This window comes from Plesiomonas sp., from assembly GCF_051652165.1.
Taxonomy (GTDB): Bacteria; Pseudomonadota; Gammaproteobacteria; order Enterobacterales; family CAMTGL01; genus Plesiomonas.
This window is the reverse complement of sequence record NZ_JBOFTR010000008.1, coordinates 87,050-104,913: the sequence shown is the minus strand read 5'-3', so window position 1 is coordinate 104,913 and position 17,864 is coordinate 87,050. Positions and strand designations below refer to the sequence as shown.

Annotated in this window: 15 protein-coding genes; all 15 read right to left on the bottom strand. The window is 45.4% G+C overall.

Annotated features, from left to right (window positions below; all coding sequences use genetic code 11):
* Positions 1–40: 40 nt before the first annotated feature.
* Positions 41–1,000 (bottom strand): acetyl-CoA carboxylase carboxyl transferase subunit alpha, encoded by a 960-nt coding sequence (gene accA / locus ACRC53_RS07110; protein WP_438642793.1) that lies wholly within the window; start codon positions 998–1,000, stop codon positions 41–43.
* Positions 1,001–1,013: 13 nt separating this feature from the next.
* Positions 1,014–4,493 (bottom strand): DNA polymerase III subunit alpha, encoded by a 3,480-nt coding sequence (dnaE, locus tag ACRC53_RS07105; protein ID WP_438642792.1) that lies wholly within the window; start codon positions 4,491–4,493, stop codon positions 1,014–1,016.
* 148 nt (positions 4,494–4,641) lie between these two features.
* The gene (gene rnhB / locus ACRC53_RS07100; RefSeq protein WP_438642791.1) at positions 4,642–5,235 is read right to left on the bottom strand and encodes a ribonuclease HII; all 594 of its coding nucleotides are present in this window, start codon (positions 5,233–5,235) and stop codon (positions 4,642–4,644) included.
* The gene (gene lpxB, locus ACRC53_RS07095) at positions 5,228–6,400 is read right to left on the bottom strand and encodes a lipid-A-disaccharide synthase (RefSeq protein ID WP_438642790.1); all 1,173 of its coding nucleotides are present in this window, start codon (positions 6,398–6,400) and stop codon (positions 5,228–5,230) included. Before lpxB ends, rnhB begins: the two co-directional genes overlap by 8 nt.
* Before the next feature lie 6 nt (positions 6,401–6,406).
* On the bottom strand, positions 6,407–7,195 hold the full coding sequence (gene lpxA / locus ACRC53_RS07090; RefSeq protein WP_438642789.1) for an acyl-ACP--UDP-N-acetylglucosamine O-acyltransferase: 789 nt from the start codon (positions 7,193–7,195) through the stop codon (positions 6,407–6,409).
* Between the two features lie 4 nt (positions 7,196–7,199).
* Positions 7,200–7,652, bottom strand: a complete 453-nt coding sequence (gene fabZ / locus ACRC53_RS07085; protein ID WP_438642788.1) for a 3-hydroxyacyl-ACP dehydratase FabZ — start codon at positions 7,650–7,652, stop codon at positions 7,200–7,202.
* Between the two features lie 163 nt (positions 7,653–7,815).
* Positions 7,816–8,844 (bottom strand): UDP-3-O-(3-hydroxymyristoyl)glucosamine N-acyltransferase, encoded by a 1,029-nt coding sequence (lpxD, locus tag ACRC53_RS07080; protein ID WP_438642787.1) that lies wholly within the window; start codon positions 8,842–8,844, stop codon positions 7,816–7,818.
* Positions 8,844–9,353 carry an OmpH family outer membrane protein gene (locus ACRC53_RS07075; protein WP_438642786.1) on the bottom strand — a complete coding sequence of 170 codons (510 nt, stop codon included), beginning with the start codon at positions 9,351–9,353 and terminating at the stop codon, positions 8,844–8,846. The genes lpxD and ACRC53_RS07075 overlap by 1 nt, the downstream gene beginning before the upstream one ends.
* Positions 9,354–9,390: 37 nt before the next feature.
* Entirely contained in the window at positions 9,391–11,823 is a 2,433-nt protein-coding gene (bamA, locus tag ACRC53_RS07070) for an outer membrane protein assembly factor BamA (protein ID WP_438642785.1), read from the bottom strand.
* A gap of 31 nt (positions 11,824–11,854) precedes the next feature.
* On the bottom strand, positions 11,855–13,210 hold the full coding sequence (rseP, locus tag ACRC53_RS07065) for a sigma E protease regulator RseP (protein WP_438642784.1): 1,356 nt from the start codon (positions 13,208–13,210) through the stop codon (positions 11,855–11,857).
* A gap of 35 nt (positions 13,211–13,245) precedes the next feature.
* A complete protein-coding gene (gene cdsA / locus ACRC53_RS07060; protein WP_438642783.1) occupies positions 13,246–14,100 on the bottom strand; it encodes a phosphatidate cytidylyltransferase in 855 nt (284 codons plus the stop codon).
* Positions 14,101–14,134: 34 nt separating this feature from the next.
* Complete coding sequence (gene uppS, locus ACRC53_RS07055; protein WP_438642782.1) at positions 14,135–14,881, bottom strand: polyprenyl diphosphate synthase; 747 nt, start codon at positions 14,879–14,881, stop codon at positions 14,135–14,137.
* A gap of 264 nt (positions 14,882–15,145) precedes the next feature.
* A complete protein-coding gene (gene ispC / locus ACRC53_RS07050; RefSeq protein WP_438642781.1) occupies positions 15,146–16,339 on the bottom strand; it encodes a 1-deoxy-D-xylulose-5-phosphate reductoisomerase in 1,194 nt (397 codons plus the stop codon).
* A gap of 131 nt (positions 16,340–16,470) precedes the next feature.
* Positions 16,471–17,028, bottom strand: a complete 558-nt coding sequence (gene frr / locus ACRC53_RS07045; protein ID WP_438622747.1) for a ribosome recycling factor — start codon at positions 17,026–17,028, stop codon at positions 16,471–16,473.
* Positions 17,029–17,138: 110 nt separating this feature from the next.
* Positions 17,139–17,864 carry a UMP kinase gene (gene pyrH, locus ACRC53_RS07040; protein ID WP_438622746.1) on the bottom strand — a complete coding sequence of 242 codons (726 nt, stop codon included), beginning with the start codon at positions 17,862–17,864 and terminating at the stop codon, positions 17,139–17,141.

The following is a 17,864-nucleotide window of genomic DNA, read 5'->3' as shown; positions in this document are numbered from 1 at the left end:
AACATCATAGCCATCACTTGAATGTAAATTGCCTGCGTAATTAGCAATAACCGTAATTCATCAAACGATGATAACGGCGATCAAGCAACATATCTGTATCAAGCACATCAAGATCAGACAAATCTTGTGTCAACTGCGCACGCAGTGCATCTGCCATTGCTAACACATCACGGTGTGCAGCGCCAAGTGGTTCAGGGATCACACTGTCAACCAAACCCAGCTCGTGCAGACGCGGTGCAGTAATGCCCATCGCTTCTGCGGCCAAAGGAGCTTTATCGGCGCTTTTCCACAAAATTGAAGCACAGCCTTCCGGAGAGATCACAGAATAAGTACTGTATTGCAGCATATTCACTTTATCGCCAACGCCAATAGCCAGTGCACCACCCGAACCACCTTCGCCAATGACCGTACAGATAACCGGCACTTTCAGCGTCGACATCACTTTTAAATTGTGTGCAATCGCTTCTGACTGGCCACGCTCTTCTGCACCTACACCCGGATAAGCCCCTGGCGTATCAATAAAGGTGATAATCGGCAGATTAAAACGCTCGGCCATTTTCATTAAACGCAGAGCTTTTCGATACCCCTCAGGGGCTGGCATACCAAAATTTCGGCGAATTTTCTCTCGTGTTTCACGCCCTTTTTGGTGGCCAATAACCATCACAGGGCGATCATCTAAACGAGCGATTCCACCGACAATCGCTTTATCATCGGCAAAAGCACGATCTCCGGCTAATTCATCAAATTCAGTAAAAATATGCTCAATATAATCCAGCGTATAGGGGCGGCGAGGATGACGAGCCAGTTGCGCCACCTGCCATGCACCTAAATCAGCAAAAATCTTACGGGTTAGCTCAATGCTTTTTTCCTGTAAGCGGCGGATTTCATCATCAAGATCAAAATCCATTTTTTCATTTTGGCGATTTACCGAGCGAAGCGAATCAATTTTAGCTTCCAATTCGGCAATCGGCTGTTCGAAATCCAGAAAATTCAGACTCATAATTATGTTTGTCCTAGTCAAACTCTAGCTCGACCTGTTCAGACCCAACCAGCGTACGCAGGCTAAGTAACAGTTGATCGGATGGTGTTACACGCCATTCAGTGCCCAAACGTAAACGAACCTGTGCATCGTCTCGCTGGTAATAGATATTTACTAGCACACTTCCCGCACGATATGGCTCTAGTGCCTGTCGGAAACGGCTAAAAAACTGGTCATCAATTTGCCTGTCTGTTAACGAGATAGCAAGGCTACGAATGTATTTTTCCCGTGCCTCGCCAATGTCCAGTACTTCTCTGGCGGTCATTCTAAGTCCACCAGAGAAGTCATCAAAGCTGACCTGTCCGGTTACAATCAGAATTTTATCTTTTTCTATTAATTGTTGATACTTATCCAACGCATCAGAATAGAGCATTACCTCTAAGCGACCTGAACGATCATCTAGCGTTAATAGCCCTATCCGTGAACCCCGTTTAGTCGTCATCACGCGTGCTGCAACCACTAACCCTGCTGCAGAAGTTACCTGACCACGTGGTGAGGCGACCATGTCTTTTAAACGTGCGGGAACATATCGCTCAATCTCTTTCAAATATTGAGTAATAGGGTGTCCGGTTAAGTACAGCCCTAGTGTTTCACGCTCCCCCTCTAGCCAAACTTGATCTGGCCAGACAGGTACATTCGCATAGGCTTTTTCCACTTGTTCAGGCGCATCAGCCAACACGCCGAACATATCGGCCTGCCCTAGAGCCTCGGCTTTGGCATGTTGATCAGCCGCTTTTAACGCTTCAGCAAGCGTTGCCATTAACGCCGCACGGTGTGGGCCGAGTCTGTCCATTGCGCCAGATAAAATCAACTTTTCTAAAATGCGGCGGTTAATCCGTTTAACATCGACACGGGCACAAAAATCAAATAAATCTTTAAAATAACCACCTCGATTACGTGCCTCAATAATCGCCTCAATCGGGCCTTCACCTACCCCTTTTACCGCACCAATACCGTAAACAACCTCACCTTCTGGGTTAACATGAAAACGGTAATGTCCACTATTAACATCAGGTGATAAGATCTTCAGCCCCATCCGGCGGCACTCTTCGACTAAACCGACAATTTTATCGGTATTGTCCATATCGGCAGTCATTACCGCCGCCATAAACTCAGCCGGATAGTGCGTTTTTAACCACAATGTTTGGTACGATACCAGAGCATAAGCCGCAGAGTGTGATTTGTTAAATCCATAACCGGCAAACTTCTCTACCAGATCAAAGATCTTCATCGACAACTCGCCATCAACGTGATTATTCTCCGCTCCCTCTTTGAACGTGCCACGTTGCTTAGCCATCTCCTCTGGCTGTTTTTTACCCATCGCACGGCGCAACATATCTGCACCACCCAGTGTATAGCCAGAGAGGGTCTGCGCAATCTGCATCACTTGCTCTTGATACAGAATAATACCGTAAGTTGGGTCAAGAATCGGCTTGAGTGAAGCATGTTGCCACTCAACATCAGGGTAGGATATCGCTTCACGACCATGTTTACGGTCAATAAAGTTATCTACCATCCCCGACTGTAGCGGGCCTGGGCGGAACAGCGCCACCAGAGCAATCATATCCTCAAAACAGTCAGGCTTGAGGCGTTTAATCAGATCTTTCATCCCACGCGATTCAAGCTGGAATACGGCTGTGGTTTCTGAGCGTTGCAACAGGTCAAAAGAGGGCTGATCCGTTAACGGAATCGCCGTAATATCAACAGGGGGTAATCCCTCTTTTTCAAGGCGCGGATTAATCATCTCCAACGCCCAGTTAATAATGGTTAATGTGCGTAACCCCAGAAAGTCAAACTTAACTAAACCGGCATATTCCACATCATTTTTATCAAACTGAGTAACCGGATGATTTCCTTCCGAGTCACAATACAGTGGTGCAAAGTCAGTAATTTTAGTGGGTGCAATCACCACACCTCCGGCATGCTTACCGGCATTACGTGTTACCCCTTCGAGCTTACGCGCCATATCAATCAGCGCACGCACCTCTTCGTCGGCATCGTACACTTCTTGCAACTGTGGCTCTGCTTCAAAGGCTTTTTCCAGTGTCATACCCGGATCTGGCGGCACTAATTTTGAAATGCGATCAACAAAACCATACGGGTGGCCGAGTACTCGCCCTACATCACGAATAACCGCTTTAGCCGCCATCGTACCAAACGTAATGATTTGCGATACTGCTTCACGGCCATACATTTCAGCCACATGATCAATCACCTGATCACGCTTATCCATACAAAAATCGACATCAAAGTCGGGCATGGAAACACGCTCAGGGTTCAAAAAACGCTCGAACAGCAGATCAAATTCCAGCGGATCAAGATCAGTAATACTCAGTGCATACGCCACTAGTGAACCGGCTCCTGAACCTCGCCCTGGTCCAACCGGAATACCGTTATCTTTTGACCACTGGATAAACTCCATCACAATCAAAAAGTAACCCGGAAACCCCATCTGGTTGATAACATCTAGCTCAATTTGTAAACGCTCATCATACTCAGGCCGGCGCTCAGCGCGGATATGCGAGTCAGGGAATAAAAACGCTAATCGTTTCTCTAATCCTTCACGTGACTTTAGCACTAGAAAATCTTCTGTGCTCATGTCTCCCGTTGGAAATTGAGGCAAAAAATACTCACCTAAACGCACTGTTACATTACAGCGTTTAGCAATTTCCACTGTGTTTTCTAATGCTTGAGGAATATCAGCAAATAGAGCACACATCTCCTCTTCGCTGCGCAAATACTGTTGTGAACTGTATTTTTTAGGTCGTTTAGGATCATCAAGTGTATAGCCATCATGAATAGCAACACGGATTTCATGCGCATCAAAAAAATCAGGGCTAATGATCCGCACATCATTAGTTGCAACAACAGGCAACCCTCTGTTAGCTGCCAGCTCAACAGCAAAATGCAAGTAGCTCTCTTCATCAGGCCGACCAGTACGGATCAGCTCAAGATAATAACAGTCAGGGAAATAGGTTTGATAAAACGCAACACACTCATCAACCAATACCTGATTACCACGCAACAATGATTTCCCTACATCGCCTTGACGCGCACCTGATAATAAAATCAGCCCCTCATTTAAATCAGCTAACCACTCACGATCAATGACAGGGCTATTTTGTATATAACCGCGTTGATAGGCTCGTGAAATCAGTAATGTCAGGTTTTGATAACCTGTATTATTCGCAGCAAGTACCGTAATCTCACTAAGCTCATCCCCTAATAATGGGTTGAGCAGTAAAAAATCAGCACCAATAATTGGCTTTACACCTGCGCCATGCGCTGCACCATAAAATTTAACAAGGCCACACAGGTTGGTAAAGTCGGTAATACCCAGTGCTGGCATACCTAATGCAGCAGCTTTTTTCACTAATGGTACTGTTTTAGCCAGCCCATCAATCATGGAGTAATCACTGTGAACCCGTAAATGGACAAAGCGGGGTTGTGCCATCAGGAAACACTCCTTGCGGAAATATTGGAAAAAACAGAGGGGTCAACGCATACTGACGTGTACATATCATAGCCAGTTGTGCCTAGGCACTGCATTATTTTATGTATACCGGTTGGTGTATACAGCGTATACGGCTAAAAAGTAGAATTTACAGACTCAATACCCGCTTGACGGGTGCAAAACTGCGGCGATACTCATCAATTGCACCATATTCAGCCAATAAACGTAAATGCTCTGCGGTCGGATAGCCTTTATGTTTAGCAAAACCATACTGCGGATAACGAAGATCAAGAGCCTGCATTTCCCGATCACGAGTGACTTTAGCCAAAATAGAGGCCGCGCTAATCTCAGCAACCTTACTATCGCCTTTTACCACCGCATAAGCTGGCATTAGCAAATGCGGGCAACGATTACCATCAATCAGTACACAATCGGGCTGAAGTGGTAATCCGTCCACTGCGCGCTGCATTGCTAACATCGTCGCATGCAAAATGTTGAGCTCATCAATCTCATGCGGTTCAGCACGCCCTAAACTCCATGATAATGCTTTCTCAATAATTTCATCGTACAGCGCCAAGCGTTTTTTCTCAGAGAGCTTTTTTGAGTCAGCCAAACCTACAATCGGTTTTTGGGGATCAAGAATAACCGCGGCAGTCACTACCGCGCCCACTAAAGGGCCACGCCCAACTTCATCAACACCGGCAATAAAATCCGCATTGGGATACACAAAAATATCAGTCATGTTTATTCACTAACGCTAACACGGCATTGGCAGCCTGTTGATCAGCATCGCAACGGATAGTCTGATGAAACTCACGGAACATCCGCTTTAGACAGCGATTATCTTGCGATAACAACATACCCAACTTGGCAGTTAAACGCTCAACCGTACACTCTTCTTGAATCAGCTCAGGCACAATTTTTTTACCTGCCAATAAGTTTGGCAATGAGACAAACTCTGTTTTTACCATTTTTTTAGCTAACCAATATGTCAGTGGTTTTACTCGATAAGCCACGACCATCGGTGATTTTGCCAGCATACATTCGAGTGCAGCAGTGCCTGATGCTAATAATGTTGCATCTGCTGCAGTCATCGCATCCCGAGCTTGTCCGTCAAGCAGAGTCAGTATTAAATCAGGTGCTATTTCAGCTTTGAGTGCTAAAAATTGCTCACGCCTTTTATGATTCACCAGTGGAACAACAATCTGCAGATCAGGCCGTAACGTTTGTAAGCGTTGTGCTGTTTGTAAAAATGGCTCGGCTAGCATCTCAATTTCACTGCCCCGACTCCCCGGCAACACCGCTAAAACAGATGTAGCAGGATCAATACCTAATACCGCACGAGCAGCATTTTTATCGGGATCAAGCGGCATAGCATCGGCCATAGTATGGCCAATGAATTGACAAGGAACATGAAAGCGATCGTAAAAGGCCTTTTCAAACGGTAAAAATGCCAATACCAAATCAGTAGCTTTTGCAATTTTAAAGATCCGCTTTTGTCGCCATGCCCAGACCGATGGGCTCACATAATGCACAGTTTTAATACCATGCTGCTTGAGCTTTAACTCAAGACCAATATTAAAATCAGGTGCATCAATACCCACAAAAACATCAGGCTGTAACTGGGTAAATCGCTCAATTAAATGGTGACGAATTTTCAATAATCGTGGCAAATGTTTGAGCACTTCAACCAGCCCCATGATGGCCAGCTCTTCCATATCGAACCAGCTTTCACAGCCTTCAGCTTGCATACGTGGGCCAGCAATACCGACAAAACGCGCCTCAGGATATTGCGCACGCAATGCCCTGATTAATCCAGCACCCAAAATATCGCCTGAGGTCTCCCCCGCAACAATACCAATGACCAAAGGTTGGGCGCTTGAGAACGATCTCTGCTCTAAATCCATAACAACTTATCGGATAATTCCACGGGTAGAGTTGGCTAAAAAGGCCACAAAAATCTGTACTTCAGGATGAGTATCTGCCAATACCGCTAACTCCGGACGCACTTCATCCATTGTTTTACCGCTGCGGAACACCAGCTTATAAGCGTTGCGAATAGCGTGTAGCACCGGTTTTTCAAATCCGCGACGTTTTAGCCCTTCAATATTCACCCCAAACGGCGAGGCATGATTTCCCTGCGCCATCACAAATGGCGGAACATCTTGTACCACGATCGAACCACCGCCAAGCATCACATGCGGCCCAATACGGCAGAACTGATGTATCGCTGACATTCCCCCCACAATAGCAAAATCACCCACCTCAACATGGCCCGCTAAAGTGGCATTGTTCGCAAAAATACAGCTATTGCCTACAACACAATCGTGCGCAATATGTGCATTAATCATTAAGAGGTTATCATTACCAATACGTGTCACACCCGTATCTTGTACTGTGCCACGGTGAATTGTCACACTCTCTCGGATCACGTTACGATCACCAATTTCAGTGCGTGTTGGCTCACCGTGGTATTTTTTATCCTGATTAGCCTCGCCAATCGATGCAAACTGGTAAATCTGGTTATCACGCCCAATACGCGTATGTCCATTAACCACAACATGAGACTTGAGTACAGTCCCTTCGCCTATCTCAACGTTTGCCCCTACGCAGCAAAACGGGCCAATATGAACGCCCGCACCAATGATGGCACTAACATCAACAAGTGATGATGGGTGAATGAAGGCAGTTTCATGGATCATGTGTTTACACCTCGCGACGAGCACACATTAAATCAGCTTCACAAACGACATCGCCATCGACTTTGACAACACCTGTGAAACGTGCAATACCACGACGTTCTTTAATAAATTTAACCTCAAAGATCATCTGATCACCTGGCGACACAGGACGCTTAAAGCGCGCACGATCAATCGCGGCAAAATAGTACAACTCGTTTCCATTTGGCTTACCAAAGGTTTTAAATGCCAAAATGCCTGTTGCCTGCGCCATCGCTTCAAGGATAAGAACACCTGGAAATACTGGTTTTTGTGGGAAATGGCCCTGGAAAAAAGGCTCATTAAATGACACGTTTTTTAACGCATGCAGATAATCTCCCTCTTTATAGTCCAGCACACGATCTATCAATAAAAAAGGATAGCGGTGTGGCAATAGATCAATAATTTCTTCAATGGATAACGAGTTAGCTTGAGTCGTCAAGGTGTTGTTCCTGTTTCTTGTCAGTCTTGAGCGGGTATGTCTACACGCGGGAAAAATACGTGCTTGTCATATGAATAATACGGCCTGCAACAAGGCAGGCCGTCTATTAATGACGCAAAACCGCGAGTAAAAGCAGTTTTAGGGAAGTCACGAAATCAAATCGCTATTCGTTATCTTTTCCTAATTTCCGCTCTACTATTTTGAGACGTTTGTGCATCTCATCAATGTTCATCAATAAGGTTGCTGTTTTACGCCATGCCTTATTCGTTTGTAGAGGAACACCAGACGAGTACATACCTGGTTCACTGATGGGGCGCATCACCATACCCATACCGGTAACGGTGACTTTATCGCAAATCTCCATGTGACCATTAATCACGCTGGCACCACCAATCATACAATGACGGCCAATTTTTAAACTGCCCGCCATAATAACACCCCCGGCAACGGCAGTGTTTTCACCAATTACTACATTATGAGCAATTTGGCATAAATTATCTATAATCGCACCGTCTTCAATAATGGTATCTTCTAGTGCACCACGATCGATACATGTACATGCACCAATCTCAACACGATTACCAATACAAACTCGACCAAGTTGTGGAATTTTAATCCAACGGCCACAATCATTAGCATAACCAAACCCGTCAGCTCCAATCACAGTTCCTGACTGGATAAGACAATGTTCACCAATTGTCACACTATGGTAAACCGAGACGTTAGCCCACAACCGGCTACCGGCTCCAATCTGTGTCTCTTCACCAATAAAGCAACCTGCACCAATCACGACACCGTCACCGAGCACCACGCCAGACTCTATCACGGCATTCGCACCAACAGAGACATTTTTCCCTAACTGTACATTCGCCGCAATCACCGCACTTGGCGCAATATCTTGTGCAGGCAGTGGAGTGGTATCCATATATTGTGCTAACAGTGCATAAGCCAAATACGGATTTGCCACAATGAGCGCGTTAGTGTTGCAAAATGGTACATCGTCTGCGGTTAAAACAACAGCACTCGCCGCGCACTGCTCTAAGCGTGGGCGGAATTTACTGTTTGATAGAAACGTGATTTGACCTGATTGAGCACGCTCAAGACTGGCAATACTGGAGATGACAGTATTGCCATCTCCATGTACTGTTGCACCTACGTGTTCAGCCAGCTCCGTAAGACGGTATCCTGACATTACTTCTTGCCTACGATTTTGACAACTTGAGAAGAGATATCCATGTCTGGACGTGCAAAGACAACCGCATTGGTATCAATCACTGCACTATAACCTTCTCTATTTGCAATAGTTTTTACTGCATCTTGTACTTGACGCAGAATCTTATTGCGCTCTTCAGCCTGACGACGACGGCTATCTTCTTCTAAAGCACGGCCTTTCAAATTGAAATCAGCTTGCATCTGCGCTAAATCGCGCTCTGCTTTCGTGCGATCACTGTTTGACATGGTGCTGCCATCACGCTGGAGTTTTTCCATACGATCACGGATACGCTTTTCCAGTGATTGCAGTTCAGAAGCACGCCCTTTGAACTCAGACTCAAGTTGGCGAGCTACTTTTTCGCGCTGTGGTAATTGCTGAAAAACACCCGCAACGTCAACAACCGCGATTTTCTGTTCTGCTGCATTTACAGCGGTACTTGATGCAATCAGTGCCAGACCTACGCCAGCTGCTTTTAACCACTTTTTCAACGTTGTCCCCTTACTTCTTTATTTTGATAATATGCTATCAGAATGTTCTACCGATATTGAACTGGAATTGCTCAATTCGGTCACCTTCATATTTCTTATACGGTTGTGCGTATGAGAATACAAGCGGGCCTAGCGGTGACATCCATTGAAGCGCGATGCCCGCTGACATGCGAATACGGCTTGGATCACCATAGTCGCCAAGATATTCAGAATCGACCACGTCTTGACCATTCAAAATAGCTGAACTGTCTTTCCAGTGGGTATCCCAAACCGTACCCGCATCCATAAAGACAGAGGTACGAATTGAGTTTCGATATTTATCACTGATAAACGGTGTTGGTACAATCAACTCAACGCTGGCTGTTGCCATCGCGTTACCGCCCACGGAGTTATCTGAACCAGTAAACTGACACTTTTCGGTACGAGGATCGCAACGCTCTTCCGTTCCAGGTTTATATAAGTACACCGCTTTTGGACCAATTGAGTTGGTACGGAAACCACGTACTGAGGTAAAACCACCACTGTAGAAGTTTTCGTAAAATGGCAATGATTTATCACCATACCCATCAGCAAAGCCTAAACGTGAACGGCCAAGCAAGACCCAGTTACGATCTTGATCGAGCGGATAGTAACCGGCAATATCAAAGTTCAATTTATAGAACTGGTTATCTGATCCTGGCGTGGTAACTTTACCGTTAAAATTGATTCGCATCCCTTTTGTTGGGAAGTAACCACGGTCTAAGCTGTTGTAGCTCCAGCCTGCTTTAAACTGAAAATCATTGGTTGAAAGCGTAGTACCTTCGAAATCATCCATTGAACTCAAATACGATTGCATGTTGACCGTACGAGTAATATTGGAGATATCGTTGTGTACAAAACCTATTCCTGTTTGTAGGCTGTTATATTCATTAATTGGAAAGCCTAATGACCCATCAACGCCATAACTACGATTGTTATACTGAGACAAGCTATAACTTTGGTTTGCTTTGAAATCATTATAGAAAATACGCCCACCTAAACTCACACCATCTTTGGTGAAGTAGGGGTTGGTATATTCAAATGCAGCATTCGTTTCGTAACCATTACGTACTGCGTTAATACCAACGCTATTACCTGTACCTAAGAAGTTATCTTGCTGAACACCAACTTGGAAGCTCACACCGCTCCCAGTACCGTAACCTACACCCAAGTTAAGGTTGCCGGTATTGCGTTCTTTAACTTTGTACACAATATCAACTTGGTCTGGGCTACCAGGTACGCGTACCGTTTCAGTATCAACCGTTTCAAAGTACCCTAAACGGTTAAGACGGTCCTTTCCGGTTTCAACTTGGTTACTGGCTAACCATGAACCTTCCATTTGGCGCATTTCACGGCGTAATACAGAATCTTTAGTGATATCATTACCTTCAAAGCGAATACGACGTACGTAAAAACGCTCACCTGGGTCAATATTCATCACCAGTTTGACTGTTTGGTTCTTATCATCTACCTCAGGCACGGTAATCACTTTAGGATACGCATAACCATAACGGCCCAGCAGAGCTTTGATATCCTCTTCCATACGAGTCACTTTAGTGCCGTTATACAGATCACCGGGCTCAATTTTGACTAACTGCTCTAGTGCTGCTGCATGGCCAGCCATATTCCCCATTAAACGCACGCTTTCTAGCTTGTATTGCTCGCCTTCATTCACGTTAATGGTGATATAGATACCTTTTTTATCCGGGCTTAAACTGACTTGTGTTGAGTCAATTTTAAATTTGGTGTAACCATGATCACGGTAATAGGTCTGTAATGTCTCAAGATCGCCCGCAAGCTTTTGCTTTTGGTATTTACGATCCCCCATTAAATTCCACCACGGCACTTCATCACGCAATGAGAATTGTGATAACAAGGTCTCAGTAGTAAAGGCTTTATTCCCTACAATATTAATCTGCTGAATGTGCGAAGACACACCTTCAGTAAATACTAATTTCAAGTCAACTCGGTTGCGTGGTAGTGGTGTAACTACCGCTTTAACATTTGCGCTGTATTTCCCGACGCTGTAGTAAAAATCCTCTAGACCTTTTTCGATAGAGGATAAGGTAGTACGGTCAAGCGCCTCACCAACACGAATGCCTGATGACTCAAGGTTTTGCTTAAGCGCATCTTCTTTGATCGCTTTATTACCAGAGAAAGTGACACTCGCAATGGTAGGCCGCTCTTTCACTTGTACCAAGAGCGTATTGCCATCTCGTAGTACTTTGACATCTTCAAAGTTACCGGTAGCAAATAGCGCACGAATGACTTGTGAGACTTCATTGTCGTCAACTTCATCACCTACTCGAATCGGCATACTAAGCAGTGCCGCACCTTTTGCTACACGCTGTAACCCTTCGAATTGAATGTCTTTAACAACAAATTGGTCAGCACCGTAAGCGGTGGCGCTGCTGAAAAGCAGCGACGCAAGAAGCAGTTTTTTCATCGCCATCTTTATTATGCGTTCTTCCTAATTACCCCGCTTACAGGCGGGAAAAATCGTTGAATAGCGCAACGCCCATCAACAACACCAATAGTACCGTACCGAATCGGAAACTGTACTCCTGTACTTTTTCCGATAGCGGTTTTCCTGTCAACCCTTCAACGGCAAGGAACAATAAATGTCCACCATCAAGAACGGGCAGTGGGAATAGATTAATAATCCCTAAGTTCACGCTGATTAACGCTAAGAACCCTAGATAAAAAACAAAGCCAAAATCAGCAGTCATTCCAGCGCCTTTCGCAATAGAAATCGGACCACTTAAGCTCTTTATCCCTACATCACCGGTAAATAACTTACCTAGCATATCAAGAGTGAGTGTAGATAACTGCATGGTTTTTTGTGCTGCTTTTACCATGCTGTCTATAATACCGAATTGCCGTACAAAACTGTACTCTGCAGGTAAAGGTAATGCTTTGGGTGCAATACCTGCATACCCAACTAACTGACCATTTGGTGCAGTATGCACTTGCGGTATTAACGCAATAGTCAAGATTTGACCGGCTCTCTCTACTGTGAGTGATAATGCTTTTTCAGGATTATCTTGTACAGCGTTAACAAAGGCCGACCACTGTTTTAAGGGTTGACCATTAATGGCTGTTATATGATCACCCAACTTTAAGCCAGCATGTTCGGCTGCTGAACCTGTACCTATAGATGTCACAATAGGCAGTATATCAGGCCCTTTCGGGGTAATACCGAGAGCGCCAAAGGCCGTCTCTTTATCGGGCTCAAAATGCCAGCCATTGAGCTGTAGCATTTTATTTTGTACCGTTTGTGAGCCAAACTGACTCACTTCTATCTGTGCATGGTCTTCGCCAATGAGCGAGACTAGTGCAAGATTGACTGACTCCCAATCAGGTGTTTCGATACCCGCAACAGATTTTAGTTCCATTCCAGTGGTAATACCGGAGTGAGCTGCAATCGAGTTAGGTGCAACTTGCCCAACAACAGGGTGAACACTCGGTATGCCCACTAAAAAAACAATCCAGTAAGCAAAAATGGCAAACAAAAAGTTAGCCATCGGCCCTGCTGCAACCACAGCGGCACGCTGCCATACGGGTTTCGTGTTAAAAGCTTCGTGGCGTAATGCCTCAGGTACTGGCGCAACACGCTCATCCAACATTTTGACATACCCGCCAAGCGGAACGAGTGAGAGTGAAAACTCTGTGCCGTGTTTATCTACGGTTTGCCATAAGACCTTACCAAAACCGAGTGAGAATCGTTCAACTTTAATCCCACAACGACGAGCAACCCAAAAGTGCCCGAACTCGTGCACTGAAATTAAAATACCAATCGCCAGTAAAAACGCCAGTAAATTCCAAAGAGCGCCAGTCATGTATCTATCCTTGTTATGATACGGTTTGGTAATAATTAAAAGACTAACAGTAGCAGACACGCAAAAACAGGTATTGCGGCTGTCAGGCTATCAATTCTATCCAGTACTCCGCCATGCCCTGGCATAATTTGCCCACTGTCTTTTACACCGGCTTCTCGTTTAAACATGCTCTCAGTCAGATCACCTAATACGGAAACAGCAACAGCAATAATTGAGCTTATAATTAGGCTGTGTGTACTGGCCTGTAACGGTGAGTAGTGATCAAAAATAATGGCGATTAAGGCAGAGGTTACCAAACCACCGATCACCCCTTCCCACGTTTTTCCCGGTGAAACTTTAGGTGCAAGTTTATGTTTACCGAATGTTTTCCCTGAGAAATAGGCTCCTGAATCAGCGCCCCAAATAAGGAACAATACGTATAAGATCCAGACTGCACCAAAATTGCTATCAATGCTATACGCGTACATCCGTAATACAATCAGCCCCCAAAAAAATGGGACTAATGTCAGCAAACCAAATAAGACTTTCACGCGTTTTGCGTTGTGCCACCAACGCGCCGATGCGGGATAACTCAATACCATACCGAGTGCTAATAACCACCATACCGGGGCGATCATCAGCACTGATTTAACAAAGAGATTATCCAGTAACAATGAAGCATCTTGTACAGGTATTGCACATAGCGATCCCCCTAAGCCTACTCCGCAAATAACAGCAATAGCAACCCGTATCGGTTTACTTTCAAACCCCGCTAACAGTGCCCATTCCCATGCCGCTAACATACATAATGCTAACGCCAAAATCGCAAAATAATCTGGCGATAATTTAAATAAACCAGCAATGACCAAGGGAACTAAGATCAGTGCGGTAATAATGCGTTGTTTGAGCAATGAAACCTCCTAAGTTTTACTTATCCGCCGTTGCTCAACGGCTGTCGTCGCCAGTGCCACCAAAGCGTCTATCACGACAAACAAAGGATAAAACAGCACGATCAAACTCTTGTTCATCAAAGTCTGGCCACAATACTTCAGAGAAATAGAACTCTGCATAGGCTATTTGCCATAACAAAAAGTTACTAATTCTGTGTTCACCACTGGTTCTAATGACCAAGTCGACAGGGGGTTGATCCCCCATGCACATCTTTTCGCCTAACAAGGTTTCATCGATCTTGTTGACTTCAATTGTCCCTTCTTGCACAAGCGTCGCGACATGGCGAGCTGCTTGTACGATATCCCAGCGGCCACCATAATTTGCCGCAATATTAAGCACTAACCCAGTATTATCCGCTGTTAATGCCTCGACATGGGTAATACGTTCTTGTAAGCGTGCGCTAAAACGTGAAATATCGCCAATGATACGCAGCCGGATATTATTCTTATGTAAACTTTTGGCTTCATTATTGAGTGCGCGCATAAATAATTCCATGAGCGCAGAAACCTCTTGTTCAGGACGACTCCAGTTTTCACTGCTAAATGCGTACAAGGTCAAAGATTTTATTTTCTGGCGTGCAGCATAACTGACCGAACGGCGTACCGCTTTCACTCCCGCTTTATGCCCAAAAACGCGCATTTTACCTTGTTGTTTGGCCCAACGACCGTTGCCATCCATAATAATGGCCACATGTTGCGGCATCAAATCGGCCGGAAACTGATGAGGTTGTTGATCTGCCATAACGGTCTGTTTTATTCCTATCAAGATAGTCAGATACAGTTAGTGTGTTATTGATGCCATATCTGACACTTGCAATTAAATCAGGCTAGATCGTAAAAAAGCCGTGTTAAGACACGGCCTTACATAACCTGTTGCATTTATTTGCCTGTACTTACACACTATTTCGCGTATATGCAAAGGTGTAATAAATAGCACAAAAATACGGTATAAAAGCCGGCGTACTATACCACTTCACTGATCACTGAACAAACTTGCTACGCATGCTCACGCTTTATGGGCGATTATTTGTGATGCACATACTCTTGCTAACTGATCAATGTTTAATACTTCATCAACAGAGCAAGGTTCAGGCATTGAAAGTTGCTCGACAACCTGGCGATTAACCTGAGCAATCGCAGTAAAAGGAAGCTGTCGCTGTAAGAAGGCTTCAACACTGATCTCATTGGCTGCATTTAGAGCTGTCGTTGCCATTTGCCCAGCTTCACATGCTTCAATGGCTAACTGTAAACAGGGGTAACGTTGCATATCGGGTTGTTCAAAATCCAGTGATGAAAGCGCAAAAAAATCGAGAGGAACAACACCTGTAGAGATTCGTTCAGGATAAGCCATACAGTGGCCAATCGGGGTGCGCATATCGGGATTCCCCATTTGGGCAACCACGCTGCCATCAGCAAAGCGAACCATAGAGTGGATAATCGACTGCGGATGTACGATCACTTCCATCTGTGCAGCACTGGCATTGAACAACCATCGCGCTTCGATGTATTCAAGGCCTTTATTCATCATGGTGGCAGAGTCTACCGAGATTTTTCGCCCCATAGACCAGTTCGGGTGTGCGCAGGCTTGTTCTGGTGTGATGTGGGCAAAATCTGCCAACGCAAGAGTCCGAAATGGGCCGCCAGACCCCGTCAAAATAATATTTTCAACACCGGCCGCCTGTAAATCACAGTGACCAATATTTTGCTGAACGGTCTGCGGTAAGCACTGGAAAATGGCATTGTGCTCACTGTCTACTGGCAGCAATTCCGCACCACAGCGTTGAACCTCTTGCAAGAATAAGCGCCCACACGTTACCAGTGACTCTTTATTCGCCAGCAAAATACGCTTTCCAGCACGAATGGCAGACAGCGTTGGCAATAAACCAGAAGCGCCGACAATCGCGGCCATCACCTGATCGGCCTCCGGCATACCGGCCAGTGTGCACACGCCTTCATCGCCAGCGAGGACTTCCGTATGACTCCCATGTTCTTGCAATAGCTGACGCAAACGCTGTGCAGCGACCAAATCAGACATTGCAGCAAAACGGGGGTGAAACTTTAGGCATTGCGCAGCCATTAGCTCAACATTACGACCAGCAGCCAGTGCAAAGACATCAAATTTTTCAGGATTTTGTGCCACGACAGCCAGTGTATTCACACCGATAGAGCCTGTTGAACCAAGTATGGTCAGTTTTATCATGATATTTTACTCATAGGTAACACTGAAGGCTGTCATATTATCTGGATAAATGGGAGGTAAAATGTACAGCAGAGTTTATGATATAAAATATAAAAAGCGTCGCAAAAGCGACGCTTTTTATCGCTACGGAATTAAAAATCCATCAGCTCTTTTTCTTTTTCAGCCAGTGCTTCATCGACTTTCTTCACCATCACATCGGTGATTTTTTGAATATCGTCTTGCGAGCGGCGCTCGTCATCTTCGCTGATCTCTTTATCTTTGAGCAACGCTTTTGCTTTTTCGTTGGCATCACGGCGCACGTTACGTACTGATACGCGGCCCTGCTCGGCTTCACCGCGCACAACTTTGATCAGGTCTTTACGACGCTCTTCAGTCAGTGCCGGTAGCGGAACACGGATAGTTGCGCCAGCAGAGCTTGGGTTCAGACCCAAATCTGATGTCAGGATAGCTTTTTCAACGGCTGCGCTGATAGAGCGATCAAAGACGGTAATAGCCAGAGTACGTGAGTCTTCTGCAACCACGTTGGCCAGTTGACGCAGCGGCGTTGCTGCACCGTAGTAATCAACGGTGATCCCGTCCAGCAGATTTGGATGTGCACGACCGGTACGGATTTTAGAAATATGACTTTTGAATGCTTCTACGCACTTTTCCATACGGATTTGTGCATCTTGCTTGATGGCGTTAATCACGATGTAACCCTTCAATTCGATTTGATGAATATGCGTTAAGATACCGCGCTTTGCCCTTGTGAGGCAAAAATTACCGCAAATATTACTGGGTAATGATTACTGGGCAGTGATTATTGACTAATGATAGTACCTTCGCGTTCACCCATCACCACTCGGCGCAATGCACCCGGTTTATTCATGTTAAACACACGAATTGGCATGTTGTGATCACGGGCCAGTGTAAAGGCGGCTAAATCCATCACTTTCAGTTCACTTTCCAGTACTTCCTGATACGTCAAGGTATCATACAAAACGGCATCTGGATTTTTTGCCGGATCATCGTTAAATACGCCGTCAACTTTAGTGGCTTTCAGTACCACATCCGCTTCAATTTCGATCCCGCGCAAACAGGCAGCAGAGTCGGTAGTAAAGAACGGATTGCCAGTACCTGCAGAAAAGATGACAACACGGCCATTACGCAGCAAACTGATGGCCTCTGCCCAACTGTAGTTATCACACACACCGTTGAGTGGAATAGCAGACATCAAACGCGTATTCACATAGGCACGGTGCAATGCATCACGCATTGCCAAGCCGTTCATGACAGTTGCCAGCATGCCCATATGATCACCCACCACACGGTTCATGCCTGCTTTTGCAAGCCCTGCACCACGGAATAAGTTACCCCCACCGATAACCACGCCAACCTGTACACCCAGCTCTACCAGTTCTTTAATCTCTTGAGCCATACGATCAAGAACACTTGGGTCAATACCAAACCCTTCAGAACCTTGGAGTGCTTCACCACTTAGTTTCAAAAGAATACGTTGATATGCGGGTTTTGCATTGGTAGTCAT